This is a genomic window from Paraburkholderia sp. BL6665CI2N2 (genome assembly GCF_004366535.1).
Classification (GTDB): domain Bacteria; phylum Pseudomonadota; class Gammaproteobacteria; order Burkholderiales; family Burkholderiaceae; genus Paraburkholderia.
Map to the genome: position 1 here is coordinate 555055 of NZ_SORC01000001.1, position 19363 is coordinate 574417.

Annotated in this window: 18 protein-coding genes; 8 read left to right on the plus strand and 10 right to left on the minus strand. The window is 61.5% G+C overall.

What is annotated here, in order from left to right; all coding sequences use genetic code 11:
- Positions 1-208: 208 nt before the first annotated feature.
- The 6 genes from B0G81_RS02370 to B0G81_RS02395 all read left to right on the plus strand — a co-directional run bounded on the left by B0G81_RS02370 (position 209) and on the right by B0G81_RS02395 (position 5954).
- Entirely contained in the window at positions 209-1120 is a 912-nt protein-coding gene (locus B0G81_RS02370) for a LysR substrate-binding domain-containing protein (RefSeq protein ID WP_116122737.1), read from the plus strand.
- Positions 1121-1628: 508 nt separating this feature from the next.
- Positions 1629-3074 (plus strand): bifunctional diguanylate cyclase/phosphodiesterase, encoded by a 1446-nt coding sequence (locus tag B0G81_RS02375; RefSeq protein WP_134133283.1) that lies wholly within the window; start codon positions 1629-1631, stop codon positions 3072-3074.
- Positions 3075-3113: 39 nt separating this feature from the next.
- Positions 3114-3386, plus strand: coding sequence for a hypothetical protein (locus B0G81_RS02380; RefSeq protein WP_116122739.1), 273 nt, complete (start codon positions 3114-3116; stop codon positions 3384-3386).
- A gap of 242 nt (positions 3387-3628) precedes the next feature.
- Positions 3629-4543, plus strand: a complete 915-nt coding sequence (locus B0G81_RS02385; protein ID WP_243856340.1) for a transporter — start codon at positions 3629-3631, stop codon at positions 4541-4543.
- 208 nt (positions 4544-4751) lie between these two features.
- Positions 4752-5144, plus strand: coding sequence for a hypothetical protein (locus B0G81_RS02390; protein WP_116122741.1), 393 nt, complete (start codon positions 4752-4754; stop codon positions 5142-5144).
- 204 nt (positions 5145-5348) lie between these two features.
- Complete coding sequence (locus tag B0G81_RS02395) at positions 5349-5954, plus strand: hypothetical protein (RefSeq protein WP_116122742.1); 606 nt, start codon at positions 5349-5351, stop codon at positions 5952-5954.
- A 131-nt stretch (positions 5955-6085) separates the two neighbouring features.
- Here B0G81_RS02395 and B0G81_RS02400 read toward each other — a convergent pair whose 3' ends face one another.
- The 4 genes from B0G81_RS02400 to B0G81_RS02415 all read right to left on the minus strand — a co-directional run bounded on the left by B0G81_RS02400 (position 6086) and on the right by B0G81_RS02415 (position 10668).
- The gene (locus B0G81_RS02400) at positions 6086-7417 is read right to left on the minus strand and encodes an MFS transporter (protein ID WP_134133287.1); all 1332 of its coding nucleotides are present in this window, start codon (positions 7415-7417) and stop codon (positions 6086-6088) included.
- A 60-nt stretch (positions 7418-7477) separates the two neighbouring features.
- On the minus strand, positions 7478-8431 hold the full coding sequence (locus tag B0G81_RS02405) for a hydroxymethylglutaryl-CoA lyase (protein ID WP_134133291.1): 954 nt from the start codon (positions 8429-8431) through the stop codon (positions 7478-7480).
- Positions 8428-9621, minus strand: a complete 1194-nt coding sequence (locus B0G81_RS02410) for a CaiB/BaiF CoA-transferase family protein (RefSeq protein ID WP_134133295.1) — start codon at positions 9619-9621, stop codon at positions 8428-8430. The genes B0G81_RS02405 and B0G81_RS02410 overlap by 4 nt, the downstream gene beginning before the upstream one ends.
- Positions 9622-9732: 111 nt before the next feature.
- Entirely contained in the window at positions 9733-10668 is a 936-nt protein-coding gene (locus tag B0G81_RS02415) for a LysR family transcriptional regulator (RefSeq protein ID WP_116122746.1), read from the minus strand.
- Positions 10669-10772: 104 nt separating this feature from the next.
- Between B0G81_RS02415 and B0G81_RS02420 the strand changes: the two genes are divergently transcribed.
- A complete protein-coding gene (locus B0G81_RS02420; protein ID WP_134133299.1) occupies positions 10773-11732 on the plus strand; it encodes a GlxA family transcriptional regulator in 960 nt (319 codons plus the stop codon).
- Between the two features lie 98 nt (positions 11733-11830).
- A complete protein-coding gene (locus B0G81_RS02425; RefSeq protein WP_134133302.1) occupies positions 11831-12589 on the plus strand; it encodes an SDR family oxidoreductase in 759 nt (252 codons plus the stop codon).
- Between the two features lie 89 nt (positions 12590-12678).
- Here the strand turns inward: B0G81_RS02425 and B0G81_RS02430 are convergent, their stop codons facing one another.
- The 6 genes from B0G81_RS02430 to B0G81_RS02455 form a co-directional block, all read right to left on the minus strand.
- A complete protein-coding gene (locus tag B0G81_RS02430) occupies positions 12679-13425 on the minus strand; it encodes a winged helix-turn-helix domain-containing protein (RefSeq protein ID WP_116122749.1) in 747 nt (248 codons plus the stop codon).
- 815 nt (positions 13426-14240) lie between these two features.
- Positions 14241-14606, minus strand: coding sequence for a response regulator (locus B0G81_RS02435; RefSeq protein WP_106281557.1), 366 nt, complete (start codon positions 14604-14606; stop codon positions 14241-14243).
- A gap of 20 nt (positions 14607-14626) precedes the next feature.
- Positions 14627-15598 (minus strand): chemotaxis protein CheX, encoded by a 972-nt coding sequence (locus tag B0G81_RS02440; protein ID WP_134133306.1) that lies wholly within the window; start codon positions 15596-15598, stop codon positions 14627-14629.
- 37 nt (positions 15599-15635) lie between these two features.
- A complete protein-coding gene (locus B0G81_RS02445; protein ID WP_134133311.1) occupies positions 15636-16178 on the minus strand; it encodes a hypothetical protein in 543 nt (180 codons plus the stop codon).
- Complete coding sequence (locus B0G81_RS02450) at positions 16175-16909, minus strand: methyl-accepting chemotaxis protein (protein WP_134133315.1); 735 nt, start codon at positions 16907-16909, stop codon at positions 16175-16177. The genes B0G81_RS02445 and B0G81_RS02450 overlap by 4 nt, the downstream gene beginning before the upstream one ends.
- A 45-nt stretch (positions 16910-16954) precedes the next feature.
- Positions 16955-19351 carry a HAMP domain-containing protein gene (locus tag B0G81_RS02455; protein ID WP_134133318.1) on the minus strand — a complete coding sequence of 799 codons (2397 nt, stop codon included), beginning with the start codon at positions 19349-19351 and terminating at the stop codon, positions 16955-16957.
- Between the last annotated feature and the right edge of the window lie 12 nt (positions 19352-19363).

Consider the following 19363-nt stretch of genomic DNA (forward strand, 5'->3'; position numbering starts at 1 on the left):
CATGGATGTTCGATGACGCGAGACGAAGTCATAAGCTAGTGCATTTAATAATCGGTGAGACCGCGATGGGGAGCATTGCAGCCAGAATGCGACAGGTGGGATCATATATTTGGGTGACCTATGCAGCGTAATTCTTTTTTTTCGATAGGCTATTCACTCCTGGTATAGTCGAGGCCTGACGCCGTCATCCATCCTCTTCCGTGAAACTATGGCCAGGCCTTTGAATTTTCAGCAGATCCAGGCCTTCCGCGCCGTGATGCAGATGGGCACCACGACTGGCGCCGCCTCGATGTTAAACACGACGCAGCCGTCAATCAGCCGGCGCCTTGCCGAGATGCAGAGTTGCACCGGGCTTGAGCTCTTCGAGATGCACCAAGGGCGTCTTCGGCCGACCAGCGAGGGCAAGCTGCTCTACAAGACCGTCCTGAAGCACTTCGACGGACTGGAAAAGATCGAATCTGCGGTCGCGATCATGCGCAAGTCGGGCACGGGCGCGCTCCGCATAGGCTGCACGCCTACGCTGGGGGCCGGGCTGCTGCCGCAAGTGGTGCGCGCGTTTCTGTCGGAATTTCCGGGCACCTATCTCAACATGCAGACGATGAACACGCCACAGCTAGCTGACCTGCTGCGGCAAGATCTGTTCGACGTCGTGCTGACCACAGGCAAGCTCGATCCGCGAGACTTCGAGCCGGTGATCATCAATACCGTGCCGGCGGTTTGCGTGTTGCCGCCCGGTCACCGGCTGCATGTCGAGCCGCAGATCCATGTGTCCATGCTGCTCGACGAAACGATGCTGTCGCTGGGCGAAGCCGACGACCTCACGATCGAAATCAAGAAGCTGATGCAAGCTCACGGCTTGTCCGACAATTTTCTGATCGAAACCACGTCATCAATCGCAATCTGCGCACTCGTTGCAGCCGGCAACGGTATTGGAATCGTCAACCCCTACGTGGCCAGTACGTTTGCAGGGCAGTTGCTGATCAAACCGCTTGTCCCCACTATCGACGTCGCCGTACAGATGGCCATGCCGAGACACACGGCGCCGTCACTATTGACGCGTCATTTCGTTGACATCCTGCTGACGCACGTCAATGCGATCCGCACGGACCCCGGGTGCTGAAAGTAAGGTTCTGCTGAATTGGGCATAGCTCGGGAATTTAGCGAGCATGGAGCCTCCGTCGCCGCCAGCCTTGCCGCGCTTCTCAGACGAGAGCCGCAAGGCCGACGCTCGCCTATTCAAAACGTGGACCGCTTGAACGCGGCATATCATCGCACGGTACTCTGGGAACGCTTCCACAGATGAAACGGTTAGGTCGTCGCTATCCGCGCTGACAAAGCTATCAAATAAGAATAACTACTATTATCCGCAGCGTTCGTGTATTCGCGCTAATTCGACACCTCAGATTTTTATCCGCTCGATTGCTTCTCCGGCAATGCGTTCATCGTTGCTTTACGCGTTCACCCAAACGGCTCGTTTTCGCACCACAAATTCTCGGATATCGTGGCAGCACGTTCATGACTTCCTGCGCTGAGGCATGCACATCATGCTGCTCATCCCGGCATGCATGCTTCTGACCTACATGACAACTCGTCATGCGCCGGACGAAATTCTAAGAAGGAGTGCAAAGATGACCCGTCGAGCGACCATTGCGCGCGTCAAGGCAAGTCTGCCCGATCTGGCCACTAGCATCCCGCTCGGCGACGCGGCGTTTCATATGCACTGGGGTATGGCCAGTGAGCAGTCGAGCCCCATTCGACACTTGGGTTATACGTCGTTTCACGATTCGCTCACCGGTTTGCATAACCGCACTTACGTGGCCGAACGCGTTCAGCATTTGCTGAAATTGACGCCTGCGGCGCGCGTCACCGTGCTTTTCATCAATCTCGATTGCTTTGGCAAAGTCAACAACATCGCCGGTTACGAGCTTGGCGACCGCGTTTTGCGCGGCGTCGCGCACCGGCTTGCCGGTCTGGTGAATCATGATGACCTGCTCGGGCGCATCTGCGGCGACGAGTTCATTGTCGTCGTCGATAAGCGCGGCGACGCGTCGGCCATCGGCGAGTTCGCGCTGCGAATCCTGGACCTGTTGAGCGCGCCGCTCGAAATTGCGGGCCGTGAGTATCACCTGGGCGCGTCGATCGGCATTGCCTGCTCCTCCGGTGACGCTCGCGATGCGGACACGCTGATACGCAACGCCGGCTCGGCGATGCGTCGCGCGAAGGAAAGCGGCCGCGGCCGGGTGCAATTTTTCACGCAGGGCTTGCAAGACGAATCGCAACGTCGCTTCAGGGTGGAGGAGTTGTTGCACCACGCGCTTACTGCCGGTGAACTGAAGCTGGCTTATCAGCCCATCATCAACAGCGCGTCGCACAAGACGGTGGGCGCCGAAGCGCTGCTGCGCTGGACCAGCAGCGAGCTGGGCGAAGTTGCGCCAGCCGAGTTCGTACCCGTTGCGGAGGATGCCGGTCTGATGGAGAGCATCGGCGACTGGGTGCTGGAACAGGCCTGCGCCCAAGCCGCTCAGTGGCGCAGAAGGATTGCGCCGCGCCTGCCTGTCTCAGTCAACATTTCGCCGCTCCAGTTCAATGAGCGCCTCGTGCGGCACGTTGCCGCGTGCCTCGAACGCAACGGGCTCGATGCACCGGCGCTGCAACTGGAGATTACGGAGCGCGTATTGATGCCGGATGACCCGGCGGTTGCGGCGACGACGGCAGCACTGGCGGGTCTCGGCGTCACGCTTGCTCTCGACGATTTCGGCACGGGCTACGCGTCGCTGTCGTACCTCAAGCGCTTTGCTTTGCACAACCTGAAGATCGATCGATCGTTCGTCGCGGGTTTGCCACACGATAGCGATTCGATCGCGATCACGCGTGCGCTTGTGGCGATGGCTCACGCGTGCAGCATGACCGTCACGGCCGAAGGCGTGGAAACCCATGAACAGGCAACGGCTCTGCGCGAGATGGGCTGCGACATGCTGCAGGGTTATCTGTTCGGCCGTCCGGCGAGCGCGGATAAATTTGCCGGCTCGCTGCTGGGCGCCAGTCGCGCGAATATAGGGCGCGCTACGCAGTAAAGCATTCGGCAACACAACAATTAAACCAGGAGAGAGACCATGTTCGATGCGGAAATCGCCGCCACGCTGCTAAACCGCTGGGCAAGTCACGCGCCCACGGAAGAATGTCACGCGTACTTGGGCTTGCTGCGCGAAGGCAACCTGCACTTCACCCACAAAGTCGGCTGCATGGGTACACACGGCATTCGCGACACGGGCGTGTGCTGCACTGAATCGCTGTTTTTCGGCGACGGTTCGCGAGCGTTGCGAGTCGGCGCGCCGGACAGCGAGACAGGTTGGACCCGATGGGCGGCGCTGCAACCGCTTCAATGACACGCGCCGCGGCGACGATGGCGGCCCGGTTGCGAACAAGCCTCCACCCAGGCGATTAGTAACCACGAACCGACGTCAGATATGGGGTCTTCGGACGTTATGGACAACAGTGCACGGACAACAGGAACAACACAATGAGGGCTGACGCGCGCGCACTCAATTGCACGGGCACCCGATGCCTGCCGGGGAAGTCTTCAGCCACTGCCACACGTCGCGTCGCTATGGTCACGAGCATATTTATCATGGCATCGTGGACGATTGGCGATGCCTTCGCGACCGAAGGCGGCCTAGGTCGTCCTGTTGCCGGCATGAGTGTCTTTTCCGGAGTCGGCATCGTCGCACCAGAGCCCATCACTGCGGTGAGCATCGAACAGATTTACATTAACGGCTCGATTGGCGGCAGCCGTGAGGTACCGATCGCCGGAAAGACGTCGTTGGGCATCGATGCCCCCGTTGCCTTCACGCTGGCGTCACTGCTGCGTGTATGGGGCGGCGCCGGTGGGTGGGATTTCGCATCCGGCATCACCGTGCCCTATGTCTGGACCGAAGTAACCGCGTCGCTCGCGGTTGGAGGCGCTGGCGCCTCGACGAGCGACCGCGCATCGAATCTATTCGACCTCTATTTCACGCCAATCATCGCCGGTTATCACTTTTCAAACACCTCGCATATTGCCGTCAGCTTCAACTTCTGGGCGCCTACCGGCCACTACGACCCGAATGCATTGGCAAGCCCGAGTCTGAACAACTGGACGTTCGTGCCGCAGGTCGCCTATACGCAACTCGTACCCAAATACGACCTTGAGTTCAACGTTGTCGCGGGCCTGCAGTTCTACACGACCAACACTGCGACCGATTACCACAATGCACCTCTTTTCACGCTCGATATCATGGCATTGAAGAGGCTTGTGAACGGTCTCGGTGTAGGCATCGTGGCCGGAACCGTGCAACAGTTCGGCAACGACTCAGGCCCCGCCGCCGAGCGTCTGCACGGCTTTCGCGGACACGACATCGCACTGGGGCCCGTCATTACCTACGACACGAAGATCAACGGCAAGCATCCATTGTCGGCGAGCCTGCGATGGGTTCCGACAGTGACCAGTACCAACCGCATCAAGAGCACGGCGAGCGTCATGGCGACAGCGATGCTCGCGTTCTGATGTGAAGCGAAGTGAAAATCGGCAGGGGTGGCATCGTCGTCGATTACGACCGATGGCGTTTGAATTCGGTGGGCATTTTTTGCTACCCAAGTGCGCGCAAACCCGACGTCTCGATGGGAATCGACGTGGCGCATGGACTCCGGCAGAACGCCTTTTACGCTCAGATTGGCGGCGCCTGGCGCCAACGACGTACCAACAGGAAGAATGCATGGAACTCAATATCGTCGAACAAGTTGCATTGACGCTGCGACGCGCGGCCGAACACAGACGGCTGGTTCCCTACCAGCAGTTTCACGCCCTCTTCGACCCGATGCATCCGCTGTCCAGCCGGTACGCCGCGCTCGAGAAAGCTGTTGTTCTGCTGGCTGGGGACAGCGGCGTCGACTACGGTGCGCTACTCAGTTTGGCTAATGGACTTGCGGGGAAGGAATTTTATTTGCGCTTCAGGCGCAATAGATTCGACGACTATCTGGCTGTCATCGGCAGTCAGATGCATGAACATTCGTTAAAGAAAAAGAGGTGTCTCGTTGAAGCAGAGCGTGCCCGCGTTTTCGACGATGCAAAGCAGCGGCAACGCTCTGTAGAGAGGGAGACGGCGTGACGAACCACTGGATTGTTTTGCGCATGCCAGCTGTGCCATTGGGTGCGCTTGCCGAAAGCCGTGCGCAGGCAACAGTAACATCGTATTTTCTGAACGCCGCAGGGACGCACGCTGCACCTGTAGGCAACAAGGGCGCAGCCGAAAGCGCTCTATAAATCCCAATCCGCCAAGTAGTCACTTTTCTAACCTGACACAGGATCATCTATGAAGAACCGTCAATGTCGTCGTTCGCATATGCTCCGCTCGGTCCTTCTCGCTTCAGCCCTTGCTAGTCCCGTGTTCTGCGCTCAGGCGCAGGACAGCCCGTCTGCAAGCGCCCCACAAGCAGTCGGCGCTGCTGCGCTCGTCGAAGCGACCGCGCGCGTTGTTCGTATCGATACGCAAAACGATGCCGTCACGCTTCGGGGGCCGCGAGGAAATGCCAACGTTGTCAAAGTCGACCCGGCGGTCGGCGACGTGAGCAAACTCAAAGTCGGCGATGAGGTTCACATCGCCTATGAGGGCGCGTTGCTGTTGTCGGCGGACAAGGTGGATACCAAGGGCATTCGTACGCGCGTCGAAGACCAGGCGACGAACCCTGCGTCGGGCGGTATATCGGTGCAAATGCGACGCGCCGAAATCATCGCCACGGTCCAGAAAATTGACCGAAAGAAGCGGCAGGTGACGCTTCGTGGACCTTCCCGCACGGTGACGCTACAGGCGTCGCCAGAGGTGCAATTGGAAAAATTGAAAGTCGGTGACAGCATCCGGGCCCACTATGCGTCCGCGAAGGCCGTGCAGATCACGCGGAACGGTCAGGCCGTTCAATAGCCGTCAGGGCGGTTCAATCCAGCTTAAGTTGCGTAACGACCCCTGCACGGCTCACTCCCGTCGATCACGCCGATAATATCGGCGATCTTGCCCGAAGCATGTTCGATCTGACCCATCGTCGTGATGACCCTCTAACGTGCGGCTTCCCTGCGTCGCAACGAGTCAGGCAAGCCGTACAGCACGATTAGCGCGCACACCAGGCTCATCGTACCGATCACATACAAGGCCGGCGTCGTACTGCCGGTCAGGTCTCTCACACGCCCCACCATGATCGGGCTCACAATCCCGCCGAGCTGGCCGAGCGTGTTAATCAACGCGATCCCACCCGCCGCGCCCGCGCCCGTGACGAGCTTCGGCGGCAGCGCCCAGAACGCCGGAATCGATGCGACCACGCCCGCCCCCATCACAGCCAGCGCGACGACCAGCAACGCCGTCTGCTTGTCGAAGAACCCCGCGGCAAAGAAGCCGATCGCCGACATCACCAGCAAGCCGAACACAAACTTGCGCCGTTCGCCGCTCGCATCGGACAGGCGCCCGACCACTACCATGCAGATTGCGCCGGCAATATAAGGCACCGCCGTCAGCAAGCCGATCACCGTCGGGTTGTTCGTACCCGCCACGTGAATCAGATGCGGCGCCCAGAAATTCAATCCATACGATGCCACCTGAATCAGGAAGTACACCAGCCCCAGCGTGAGAAAGCCCGGCGTCCTGATGGCGCCCATCAACGAATGCCCGGTATCCGGATGACGGCTCTGTTGCGCAATCTGCCCCGAAAGAAAAGACTTTTCCGCGGGCGACAGCCAACCTGCATCCTCGATACGGTCCTTCAACAGTTTCAGCACCAGATAGCCCAGCACGATGCACGGCAACCCGCCGAGCAGAAACAGCCAGTGCCAGCCCGGCATGCCGAACACGCCGTTCATGTGTCCAATCACGAGCCCCGCAAGCGGCGCGCCGACCAGGCCGGAAAACGCGGACGCGAGAAACAGCATCGACGTGATACGCCCGCGATAACTCGGCGGAAACCACAGCGTCAGGTAGTACAGCACGCCCGGCGCGAAGCCCGCTTCCATGGCGCCGATCACGAAACGCAGCCCGTAGAACTGCCATTCGTTGCTGACAAACACCATCGCGGCCGTTGCCAGGCCCCACGAGATCATGATCCGCGCGATCCAGCGCCGTGCGCCGACCTTGTACAGAAACAGATTGCTTGGTACTTCGAACAGCACGTAACCGATCACGAACAGGCTGGCACCGAGGCCATAAGCGGTGTCGGACAAGCCGAGGTCGCTCTGCAACTGAAACTTCGCGAAGCTGATGTTGATGCGGTCGAAGAACGCAAACAGATAGCAGATCATGATCAACGGCATCAACCGCCACGCCACTTTGCGGATGATGGCCGCCGCATCGTTCGAGCTGTGCTCGCGGTTGCCGGTTGCGACTGCGCCCAGGTCACTCATGTTCGTCTCCAATGCCGGATTCGGCGAAGCCGTCCGGTCGTCTAATCGATTAGGGAAATATCAAATTTGTAGAACGTATTCGGGTACGGGGTGCAGGTCGCGGTTACGGCCTGCCTTCGCCAGTTGCCCCGGCACATCGTGGCCGAGCAACGCGGGCAAGCCGCGCGACAACGCGATCAGCTTTTCCAGATCGATCCCGGTGGGGATGCCCATTTCGTCGCACATGTTTACGAGGTCTTCCGTGCAGATGTTGCCGGACGCGCCCGGTGCGAACGGACATCCGCCGAGGCCACCCAACGCGGCATCGAAGCGGCGCGCGCCGGCTTCGTATGCCGCCAGAACATTCGCAAGACCCAGCCCGCGTGTGTTGTGGAAGTGCAGCGTGAGCGCGGCGGCCGGCAGACGTTCGAGCACGCGTGTGACGAGGCGCGTCACCTGGCGCGGGTTCGCCATGCCGGTCGTGTCGGCAAGCGTGATGCCCTCGATCCCCATCTCGCGATATGTATCGACAATGCCGATCACGCGGTCTTCGTCGATCTTGCCTTCGAATGGACAGCCGAATGCCGTCGCCACCGACGCGTTCAGCAGCACGCCCGAGCCCTTCACGTGCCGCACGATATCGCCGAACGCCACCAGCGACGACTCGCAGCTCATCCGCATATTGGCGCGGTTGTGCGTCTGACTCGCGGACATCACGAGGTTCAGTTCATCGGCACGCGCAGCCAGCGCGCGTTCGGCGCCCTTCAGATTCGGGATCAACGCCGCGTAGATCACGCCCGGTTGTCGCTCGATCTGCTGGAACACCGCCTCGCCGTCACGCAACGCGGGAATCGCTTTCGGCGAAACGAAGGAGCCGGCCTCGATGCGGGTGAAACCCGCGGTGGATAGCGCGTTGATCAGCGCGATCTTGTCGGGCGTATCGACCCATGTGGGTTCGATCTGCAAGCCGTCGCGCGGCGCGACTTCCTGCACGATCAGTTTGTCGAATTGCGGGGTGTTCAAAGCGCAAGTCATTGCACGGCTCCTTCGCGGCGCAGCCGCTCGATTTCGTCGTTGGCGAATCCCAGTTCGCTGAGCACGCTGCCGGTATGCTCGCCTAACGTCGGCCCTTGCCAGCGCACTTCGCCCGGCGTGTCCGAGAGCTTCGGCACGATCCCCGGCATCTTCACCGACGCGCCGCCCGGCAGTTGCGCCTCCAGCAACATGTCGCGCGCCTGGTAGTGCGGATCGGCGACGATATCGGCCACCGAATAGATGCGCCCCGAGGGCACTTCGGCGCGTTCGAGCGCCGCCAGCACGTCGTCGGTGGAATGGTGCGAAGTCCATTCGGTGATGGCCTGATCGAGCATCGCGCAGTGCTGAACGCGACCGTCGTTACGCGCCAACGCGGGATCGTCGGCGAGATCGGGACGGCCGATCACCTGCATCAGCCGTTTGAAAATCGGATCGCTATTACCGGCGATCACGACGAAGCCTTCGTCTTCCGTGCGATACGTATTGGACGGCGCGATACCCGGCAACGCGCCGCCGCTCCTCTCGCGCACATGGCCGAGCAGATCATATTCAGGTACCAGGCTTTCCATCAGATTGAACACGCTTTCGACCAGCGATACATCCACCACCTGGCCTTCGCCCTGCCCCGTCTTCACGCGCAGCAGCGACATCAGCGCGCCGATCACGCCATGCAGCGACGCAAGCGAATCGCCGAGACTCACGCCGACGCGCGCCGGTGCGCCATCCACTTCGCCGGTCGTGTAGCGGATGCCGCCCATCGCTTCGCCGATCGCGCCGAAGCCAGGACGATCGCGATACGGACCGCTCTGACCGTAGCCGGAAATGCGGACCATCGTGAGTTTCGGATTGATGGCGTGCAGCACGTCCCAGCCGAGGCCGAGCTTTTCGAGCGCGCCGGGGCGGAGGTTTTCGATCACGACGTCGGCGTCGGCCGCGAGCCGCTTGACGATCTCGACACCGTCCGCCGACTTCAGATTCACGCAGATGGACTTCTTGTTGCGCGACTGCAGATACCACCAGAGCGAGGTGCCCTCGTGCAGCTTGCGCCATTTACGAAGAGGATCGCCGGTCTCGGGCGCTTCGATCTTGATGACGTCGGCGCCAAACTCGGCCATGAGGCGCGCGGCAAACGGCGCGGCGATGAGGGTTCCGATCTCGATGACGCGGATACCCTGAAGGGGCCCACCCATAATGCTGTCTCCGATGCTGGTTTCGTGTTGGGAGACAGCTTATGAGCGGCAAGACCGCAGCGTCCAACCGCAATTCGCCAACGACCGTTCGCGAACGGCGAACGCTCTCCTTCAAGCGTTGATGGGCAGGGCTTCCGACGCTTCGACGGTGCGCAGATGGTCGAACAACAGGCGGCTGACCGGCGACAAAGCATCGACATCGCGCACCACCAGCACGAGGCTGCGCGCCGACCAGTCGTCTTCGAGAGGCGCACCGACGAGACCCAGCGGCCGGCCCATCAATTGATACACCTTCAGCGGCAACACGCCGACGCCCATGCCGGCCTGCACCATCCGGCAGACCGCATCGAAGCCGGGCACGTGGATGCGCAACCGCAACGGCTTGCCCGCCTGACGTGCGGCGAGATGCGTACGGGCGTTGATGGAACTCGCGGCGTGCAGACCGACGTGATCGCCATCCAGCGTTTCGACGAAGGCGACGCTTTCGCGCGCCGCCAACGGATGATCGTCACGCATTACGAGCACCAGCGAATCGTGCCGGTAGTGTTCGACGTGCAGATCGCGCGTGTCGGCGTCGCCGGAACAGATGCCGACGTCGACGAGGCTGTCGTCGACGGCTTCGACCACGCCGCCGCTCGGCCGCTCTTCCAGATCGAGCTTGACGCGCTCGTGCTGCAACTGGAACGCGCGCAAATCTTCCGGCAGGAATTCGACGATCGCCGAGAGGTTGGCCATCATGCGCACATAGCCGCGCACGCCGCTCGCATGACCGGCCAGTTCAATGCCGATGTTCTCGATGTCGCGCATCACGCGGCGCGCGTGATGCAGCAGCGTTTCGCCCGCCGGCGTGAGCGTCATGCCACGTGCGTTGCGCTGGAACAGCGTGGCGCCGACCGCCTGTTCGAGTTCGAGCAGACGCTTGCTCGCGGCGGAGACGGCAATCGCCTCGCGCTCGGCGGCACGCGTGAGCGTGCCTTCCTCGTAGACCGCGAGAAAGAGTTGCAGCGTGGTGAGGTCGAGCCTTCGGAGAAGGTTTTTGATTACCATGACGGGGCGCCGCGTTGTTGTGCGATCCGCCTATTCTGACGCCAGACGCAAAAAATAGGTGCCGTGCCCCGCGGATCCCGTCCCTCGTCAAAGGAAGTCTTCCGATGCCCACCGTCGCGATCGCGATCTTTCCCGGCGTGCAGGCGCTCGACGTCGCCGGTCCCGTCGACGTGTTTTCCGAAGCCAACCGCTTCATCGCGCCCGCCGATGCCTACGAGGTCAGGTTGCTCAGCGCCGAAGCCGCACCGCTGCGCGCGTCCAACGGCATGATGCTGGTCGCCGACGCCACCTTCGACACGGCGCGCGGTCCATTCGATCTTGCGCTGGTCGCGGGCGGCCCGGCGCTACCGGACGTGGTGCCTGATGCGCCACTGCTCGAGTGGTTAGCGAACGTCGCCACAAAGTGCGGCCGCTACGGTTCGATCTGCACCGGCGCGTTCGCGCTCGGTCACGCGGGCCTGCTCGACGATCGCAACGTGACGACGCATTGGCAGCACGCCGCGCAACTGGCGGCGCAATTTCCAAAGGCGCACGTCGACTTCGACCGCATCTATCTGCGTGACGGGCAACTCGTTACGTCGGCCGGCGTGACCGCGGGCATCGATCTGTCGCTCGCTTTAGTTGCGGAGGATCACGGTCCGCACACAGCCCTCGCCGTCGCGAAACGTCTGGTGGTGTTCGTACAGCGGCAAGGCGGCCAGTCGCAATTCAGCCCCTACCTGACGGCGCCCGCCGACGACACCTCGCCGGTCGCCAAAGTGCAGGCGCACGTCATGGAACGGATTCGCGAGAGCTTTTCGGTGAAGCAACTCGCGGATGTTGCAGGCATGAGCGCCCGCAACTTCGCGCGCGTGTTCGTGCAGGAGACCGGCGTAACGCCGCATGAATTCGTCGAACGCGCCCGTGTGGATGCGGCGCGCAAGCTGCTCGAAAGCAGCGGCGCGGCGCTCAAGGCGATTGCGTACGACTGCGGCTTCGGCACGGCGGATCGCATGCGTATCGTCTTCACTAAACGGATCGGCGCGACGCCGATGCAGTATCGCGAGCGCTTTCGCCCGGCTTGACGTGAAGCGCATGCGCTGGCGGTGAGAGCCGCCGCACGCGGAAAAATGTCGCGTGAGAAAATAGCCGCCTTTTCAGGCCGACAATCCCAAGGACCGACATGACCACTTCTTCTCCGATCCGCGCGATCGTCACCGGCCACACACGCGGTCTGGGCGCGGCGCTCGCCGAACAACTTCTGGCTCGCGATATCGCCGTGCTGGGATTGTCCCGCTCGCGTCACGACACGCTCAAAGCGCGCTTCCCGGCGCTGCTCGAAGAAATTGAACTGGAACTGGCCGACACCGCGCGCGTCGCGCACTGGATCGCGAGCGACGCGCTGCGTGGATTCGTTAGCGGCGGGCAGACGGTTCTGCTGATCAACAACGCGGGCATGGTGCAGCCCATCGGCCCAATTGAAGGACAAGACGCGGCATCCATCGCGACCGCCGTGAGCCTGAATGTCGCCACGCCCTTGATGCTGGCCAGCGCACTCGCCGCAGCCGCCGTCGACGCAAGCGACCGGCGCATCGTGCATATCTCCAGCGGCGCCGCACGCAACGCGTATCCCGGCTGGAGCATCTACTGCGCGACCAAGGCCGCGCTCGATCATCACGCGCGCGCCGTCGCGCTCGATGCGAATCGCGCGTTGCGCATCTGCAGCCTGGCGCCGGGTGTGATCGATACGAATATGCAGGCGGAGATTCGCGGCAGCGGCGTCGAACAGTTTCCCATGCGCGAGCGATTCGAAGAACTCAAGCGCAATGGCAAACTGTCGACGCCTGAACAATGTGCGACCCAGTTGCTCGATTACGCATTGAGCGATGCATTCGGCCAAACGCCGGTCGCCGACATTCGCGAGATCACAAAGCCTGTGTGATGCGCTGATAACGGAGCAATAAGGAAGCAAAAAGGGAGCGTATGACGCGCTCCCGAAGACTCTCACCTTTCGCCTGATTCTCCGCAAATCTACACGCCGGGCGCGACCATCACACCGCGCTCGGCCGCACCGAGTTCGCCGTGCGGCACGAACACATAGCCGCGTCCCCACACCGTTTGCACATAGCGCGGCTCGGACGGATCGATTTCGATCAGCCGACGCAGCCGCCAGATCGACACGTCCAAACTACGCCCTTGATGCAATACGCTATTGCCGCGCAGTTTCTCGTTGAGCTGCACGCGCGTGAGCACGGTCATCGCGTGATTGACGAAGATCTTGAGCAACGCGAACTCGGAACTGCGCAACGCGAAGTGCTCGTTGTCGCGGCGCAATTCGCGCGCGGAGAAGTTCAGTTCGCAGCGGCCGAAGCGATAAGGCGGCCGCGTCTCTGGCGCGCCGGGCGCGAGCGAGCCGCGCCGTCGCAGCAACACGCGAATTCGCGCGAGCAGTTCGGCCGGGTCGGCGGGCTTGCTCATGAAGTCGTCGGCGCCGAGTTCCAGACCGATCACGCGATCAATCGCTTTGCTGCTTGCCGATAGCAGAATCACGGGCACATCGTTGCCGCTCATGCGCAAGTCGCGCAACACGGCAAGCCCGTCGCCGTGCGGCGCCGAGATGTCGAGCACCAGCAACGAAGGCCGCTCCATCTCGATCACATGCTTGAGCCCGGCGGCAGGCGGACGTGCCGACACACCGCAGCCCTGCCCGCGCAATGATTCGCCCACCACGGCAGTCAAGCCGGCGTCGGCACCCACGAAAAGAATATGCTGACTCATCCAACTGATTCCAGGAGACGATCGTTTTTCAGAGACAGGCATCTGGCAGGCGGATATAGCCGATCCGCGCACCCTGTCGTCCGCGTCGCCATCTTCCCTGCTTGCGCGTGTTCTCAAAACGCGGAACAGCCCCTTAGGTTGCCAATTTCTTCCCAACTCTTTCAATGTGAAACGTGATAAGAGTCGGCGCGTGTGACGCACCGTACGATTCACGGGCTCCTCTCCCGAAAAACCTCACCTTTGAGACGGAGCGCTTGGGGTTCGAGGCGAGGTGCGCGTCAGATTGCTCCCGAAAACCCTCACCTTTCGAGCTTGGGGGCAGGCCGCAAAGGCATGCTGGGCGCGGTTCGACTACTCCAAAACAGGCCACTCCCGCAAACCCTCACCTTTAAAGCCGGTGGAGTAATTTGCATACCCAGGTAAGCAGCGGCGCGCGTGCGCGCCTTCGCGGGTGATGAAGATGGGAGATTTACGCGGGAGTTGCGCACTGTGATCGTGAGCGCGGATCAATTTCGCCGCTCACCGTTTTGATCCTGATGCGCGAAACGCGGAGAAAGCGGCATGGTCCGCGCATGCCGCGACAAATGAGGCGTTGCGGCGAGCGTCGCATGAATACGCGGAAGGTCCCGAATATCCTCACCTTAGAGCAAGCAGAGGCGTCCGGAAGCATCGCCTCGATCGCTGCGCCAGCCGGTTTATCGGCATTTATCCCGTGTTTCGACAGTCGCCGTGACTGCGAAACAGACTCAAACACCGGCTCGCGCAAGGCTCCCGAAAACTCTCACCTTTGCGTTCACTCGCAGCGAAAGCCGCGCTCAGCTCGCCAGTTTGCGGAACGTTTCCAGCACCGCTTCGCCCTTGAACGGTTTGACGATCCAGCCTTTCACGCCGGCGGCCTTGCCGCGCTCCTTCATCGCCGGGCTGCTCTCGGTCGTCAGCATGATGACGTTGACCGTCTTGTTCGCGAGCTCGCCGCGAATCTTCTCGACCATCGTCAGACCGTCCATATTCGGCATGTTGACGTCGCTGATCACCAGCTTGATGCCGGGGCTCGCCTTCAGCTTGGCGAGGCCGTCCTTGCCGTCCACGGCCGTGTCGACGTCCAGACCGTTCTTCTTCAGAAAGCCGGCCACTTCGTCGCGCACCGTGCTCGAATCATCCACCACCAGAATTTTTGACATGTTTCTTCCTATGACAACACTCAGAACAGATCCAGTTCGCCTGCCTCGACCATTGCGCCGACGTCGTCCACGACTTCCTTGAAGTCCTCCGGCGACCAGCTCAGGCTGAACACAAAACGTTGATGCAACTTGACCGCGCGGTTCGACTGCGGGTCCTTCAACCAATACGTGAAGCACAGTTGCGGATTGCCGCTGCCGAACGAGATGTACTTGTGCTTGTGATTCACCAGCAGCGGCACTTGCACCTGGCTGCGCGTCCAGGCGTCCGCGTCGCCGGCGTAGCGGTTCTTGAAGGAACCCCAGATCAGATTCGTCACTTCGCCGAGCACGCTGTTCAGGTCGCGGAAATCCGCTTCGCCGTGCCGCGCGTTATCGATCATCTGATAGCGATCGAGCAGTTCGAGGATCGGCGTCTCTTCGGCCTGCATCATCATGTAGCCGCGGCACCATGCGCTTTCCAGCGGAATCAGGCTGAACACCTCGCCGAAGATGATGCGGTCGCGCACGATATACGGCGTGTCGCACGTGATGGCCAGGTCCCTGAACACATCGCCGAGAATCGCCTGCGTCATGTCGGCGATGCCGCGCACCAGCGCGTTCGGATAATCCAGGCTGAAGATGTAGTCGTCGATCACCTGGCGCAGCGGCGCCATATCGTGTGCGACGTACGCGGCGCAGACCACGCGTCGCAAGCTCTCCGGCAAGCTCTCCATGCCGGGATCGCTGTCCCGGCGCATGATGATAGGCAACTCGGGGCGCACCGCGTTGATCCTGATCGCGATCTCGGCGCTCGCTTCCGGCGAGCCGCCATAACTTTCGGCGAACAGCACCGCGCCCAGATCGATGTTCGAGCGCAGCACCGATTGCAGACGGCTCTTGCCGACTTTCACGCCGACCAGATTGTTCTCGTCGCAAAAGCGCTTCAGCGCTTCTTTGTGCGCCGGGCAGTCGTCCAGCACCAGCACTTTGCTGACCGGCTTGTTCATGTTCATGTCGCGTCCCCGCTCACAACGGCTAATCAACTCACGGTCAGAACAACTCCAGCTCGCCGCTGGTTTCTTCGACAGCACTGGTATCGGCGACGAAGTCGAGCGGCGCATCCGCGCACACGCACACCGTCGCGGCAAGCCGCACGCTGGCGTCGAGCGTGATCGAATACGACGACAGCAAAGCCGGTTTCAATTCATGCAGATGCGGCAGGCAACGCGCGTTCAGCACATAAGGCGTCGACATGCCGAGGTCGGGGAAATAGCGCAGCAACTCCTGGTTCATCGCTCCGCAACACAGATTGCAGATTTCCAGAAAGGCCTCCTGGAAATCGCGTTCTTCCGCGGAGTCTTTCAGGTAGTAGCCGCGCGTGCTGTCGTCTTCGTCGAAATGGAGGATCAGCAGCAATCTGAACACGATCGACGAAATGGTCAGCACAACCACTCGCGTGTCTTTGGATACGCCAACATTAGCGTCGGCTATCGGCGCGATCTCGCACAGATCGCCCGAATCCAGCGGCAAGCGCGCCTGCGCCGCCTTGCGAAAAATGCGGTCGAAGCTTTCCCTGGCGTGGGCCGAGATCACGCCGCCACCTCGTGCAGCTTCGAATGAAACTGGTTGGCCAGCGATTCGACGCTGGCCAGCGACGCCGCGATCATCTTGCCGCCCGCCTGAATGTCCTGAAACGTGGACGTCGTGGTCAGGTCGTTGCGATGCAGGCTGTCGCGATAGCTTTTCGACAATTCTTCGGAACGCGCGGCAAGCGCGCGCACTTCACTGGCCACCACGGCAAAGCCGCGACCGGCCGGCCCCGCGCGCGCGGCCTCGATCGACGCGTTCAGCGACACGATCACCACGTGTCGCACGATCGAAGACAGCTCCTGATTCTTCGCGTGCATGTCGTGGTTTTGCGTCATCAGCGAGATCATCTGTTCGTGCCAGCGCTCGAATGTCGCGCCGAGACTCTTCAAACGCTCGGCTTCGCCGGCGATCTGCCGCGCGTGATGCGCCAACTGGTCTTTGTCTTCGCTAGCCGACTTCAGTGCCGCTCGCAGTTCGTCAGCGCTGCTTTGTTGTTGGGCGAGTTCCTCGCGCAACAGTGTGGTCAACGCATGCAGTTCCTGCTCGGCCTGTTCTCGCTTGCGAATGGCTGCGCCGTGATCGGCCCGCTCAGCCTCGAGCCTGGAGATGCTGGCTTGCGCTTCGGCACGCAGCCGTGCCGTCAGCTTCACGCTGTGCAGCCTGTGCGCGGCAAATGCCAGCAGCGCGGTCACCGCGCTGCCTGCTGCCACCGCCAATACATACTGTTGAATCACAACCGTTCCCTTCGATTTGCGTCGCGACGTACGCCGACCAGGCGCTCAGTCCGCCATCGCGTCGAGTTGCAGTGCGCCGGCTTCGCGACGTGCTTCCATGCCGAGCGTGTCGACGGCAACGCTATCCGGCAGGCAGACGATCGTCTGAAACTGACGGAAGGCCGCGCCTTTGCGGTCGTCGGTGAAGCGCAGTTCTATGCTGCCGTTCGCACGCTTGAGGAAGTCACGCACGGCGTCCATGCCGACACCACGGCCCGACAACTCCGTGACCGTTTCCGCGGTCGAGAAGCCCGGCCGGAAAATGAAATCGGCGATCGCTTCGTCGCTCGGCGTGTCGTCGCGGCCGATCCAGCCGCGCTCCATGGCGATGCCGCGAATGCGTTCGAGCGCGAGGCCGCGGCCGTCGTCGCTGAGTGTGATCTGCAATGCGCCGCTGTCCACGCCGACTTCGATATCGATCGCGCCGGCCGGCGCCTTGCCGCGGGAGCTGCGCGCCTCGGCGGTTTCAATGCCGTGATCCATCGAATTGCGCAGCAGATGCATGAACACGTTGTTCAGCGTGCCGCCCGCCTGGCCACGCAGACGGTAACCGTTGTCGTCGATACGCACGGTCGGCGCGGGCTTGCCCAACTCGCTCGCGAGCGAGGGCAGCGAGTCGAGCACGCCGGAGAGCGCGTCGCGCACGCTTTCGCTGCCCAGTGCGCGCAGCGTGCGGCGCAGCGCATCGCGCATCGACTGGAGTTCGTGCAGTTCGCCGGCGTTGGTTTGCTCCAGCATGCTCAGCGTGTGCTGGATATGGTCTTTTGCGACCATGACGTAGTGGCCTGAATTGGCGGCGTCGTTCGTCTGACCGTTGCCCTTGCTCTTGCGGCCAAGGCTCTGCTCGTTGATCTTCGCGTAGCTGTCGATGGCATCGCGCACGCGCGTCAGTTCGCGCATCAGATGCTCCTGATCCCACGAACGATCCGCGTCCGGTTGGCGCAGTTCGTGGTAGCTCTGCTCGGTTTCGTGCACGACGTTGGTCAGATGCTGCAGGTTGTAGGTCCGCGCATTGCCCTTGATGGTGTGCATGTTGCGGAACAGTTCGGCAATCGCGGCGTGATCCGCTTCCGAATGCTTGCGAATGATCCGCTCGTTCTCACTGATAAAGCCCGCCGAGCTCTCGATGAAGTGGTGAAACTTCTCCTCGCTGACCGCGAGAATCTCGCCGATCATGTCGAGGCGCCGACGTTGTTCGCTGGCTTCGGCGGCCAGCTTGCGCAACTCGGTGACGTCGCGCACGCACAGCATCAGGCGCTGGATCACGTCGTTTTCATCGGTAATCGCCGACCAGCTCAGGTCGAGAATCTTCACGCGGCCGTCCGGCATGCGTTTGGAAATTTCGCCGACCAGCAGATGTTGATTGAACGCGAAGTTGATGCAATCTTCGCCGAGACACGCATGCGCTGCGGCGTCGACTTGAGAGAGCGCGTCCGAACCGAGATCGGTATCCGCGAACACCAGATCCATCAGGCCGCGCCCGGCAATATCCTTCGTTTCGAAGATGTCTTCCAGATATGCCGAGTACTCGGAGTGGATCACGGCGCCGTCGATCACGGTCAGAATGCCTTGCTGCATGTTCTGCAACATCGCCTGAATGTCGGCGGTTTTCTGCTTGAGTTGCGCCGAGCTTTCCTGGATCTTTTCGATCATGCCGTTGAAGGCGACGATCGAATGGCCGATCTCGTCGAGCCGTCCCACCGGCACGCGCCGTGTGAAGTCCTGGCTCGAAGCGATCTCGCTCATCATCGCCTGCATGCGGCTGAGCGGGCGCGTGATCTGCCGGTAGAGCAGCGAGCCGATGGATGTCAGCAGAATGATCGCGATGCCCGTGACGACGGCGATGGCCGTGGTCGTAGTCGAAAGCGTGGTGTTCAGCGTGCTGATTGCCTCGTCTTTCTCGCGGTTCTTCTCGACGCGCAAGGTCTCGACGATCCCTTCGAGTTCGTCACGATACTGCGCGACGTTGGCGAACAGATACGCCTGCGCGAGTTCGTTCTTGCCATCGGCTTTCATTTTGGCCGTCTCGGCAATCGCGGAAAAATAGTTCTCGAGACTGTCGTTGGCCTGCGAAACGAGGCCCTTCTGAGCGTGGCTCGCGGCATCTTTCGCTTGCAACGCGAGCGCCTGTTGCAGCGCGGCGCGCTTCTTCTTCAGTTCGTCCTGCGCCTGCGCGACCATGTTGGCGTCGGGCGCGTACACCAGCGTCATCGTGGCGAGCTGCACGTCCTTGACTTGCGACACGAGGTCGGCGGAAGCGAGCGCGCTGGGCACGACGCCTTCCGTAACCTTGCGCACCTCGGCGGCGCTGCCGCGTGTCTGGTAGACGGCGTAACCGCCGATCGCCGATAACGCGACGAACATCAAAACGACCAATAGCGTGATGCGATGACGAATAGTCATGTGAACCCCCCG

What these genes read in the sequence shown, in the direction of transcription:
- B0G81_RS02370 (WP_116122737.1), top strand. Translation starts at nt 209, where the DNA reads ATGGCCAGGCCTTTGAATTTTCAGCAGATCCAGGCCTTCCGCGCCGTG.
- B0G81_RS02375 (WP_134133283.1), top strand. Translation starts at nt 1,629, where the DNA reads ATGACCCGTCGAGCGACCATTGCGCGCGTCAAGGCAAGTCTGCCCGAT.
- B0G81_RS02380 (WP_116122739.1), top strand. Translation starts at nt 3,114, where the DNA reads ATGTTCGATGCGGAAATCGCCGCCACGCTGCTAAACCGCTGGGCAAGT.
- B0G81_RS02385 (WP_243856340.1), top strand. Translation starts at nt 3,629, where the DNA reads ATGGCATCGTGGACGATTGGCGATGCCTTCGCGACCGAAGGCGGCCTA.
- B0G81_RS02390 (WP_116122741.1), top strand. Translation starts at nt 4,752, where the DNA reads ATGGAACTCAATATCGTCGAACAAGTTGCATTGACGCTGCGACGCGCG.
- B0G81_RS02395 (WP_116122742.1), top strand. Translation starts at nt 5,349, where the DNA reads ATGAAGAACCGTCAATGTCGTCGTTCGCATATGCTCCGCTCGGTCCTT.
- B0G81_RS02400 (WP_134133287.1), bottom strand. Translation starts at nt 7,417, where the DNA reads ATGAGTGACCTGGGCGCAGTCGCAACCGGCAACCGCGAGCACAGCTCG.
- B0G81_RS02405 (WP_134133291.1), bottom strand. Translation starts at nt 8,431, where the DNA reads ATGACTTGCGCTTTGAACACCCCGCAATTCGACAAACTGATCGTGCAG.
- B0G81_RS02410 (WP_134133295.1), bottom strand. Translation starts at nt 9,621, where the DNA reads ATGGGTGGGCCCCTTCAGGGTATCCGCGTCATCGAGATCGGAACCCTC.
- B0G81_RS02415 (WP_116122746.1), bottom strand. Translation starts at nt 10,668, where the DNA reads ATGGTAATCAAAAACCTTCTCCGAAGGCTCGACCTCACCACGCTGCAA.
- B0G81_RS02420 (WP_134133299.1), top strand. Translation starts at nt 10,773, where the DNA reads ATGCCCACCGTCGCGATCGCGATCTTTCCCGGCGTGCAGGCGCTCGAC.
- B0G81_RS02425 (WP_134133302.1), top strand. Translation starts at nt 11,831, where the DNA reads ATGACCACTTCTTCTCCGATCCGCGCGATCGTCACCGGCCACACACGC.
- B0G81_RS02430 (WP_116122749.1), bottom strand. Translation starts at nt 13,425, where the DNA reads ATGAGTCAGCATATTCTTTTCGTGGGTGCCGACGCCGGCTTGACTGCC.
- B0G81_RS02435 (WP_106281557.1), bottom strand. Translation starts at nt 14,606, where the DNA reads ATGTCAAAAATTCTGGTGGTGGATGATTCGAGCACGGTGCGCGACGAA.
- B0G81_RS02440 (WP_134133306.1), bottom strand. Translation starts at nt 15,598, where the DNA reads ATGAACATGAACAAGCCGGTCAGCAAAGTGCTGGTGCTGGACGACTGC.
- B0G81_RS02455 (WP_134133318.1), bottom strand. Translation starts at nt 19,351, where the DNA reads ATGACTATTCGTCATCGCATCACGCTATTGGTCGTTTTGATGTTCGTC.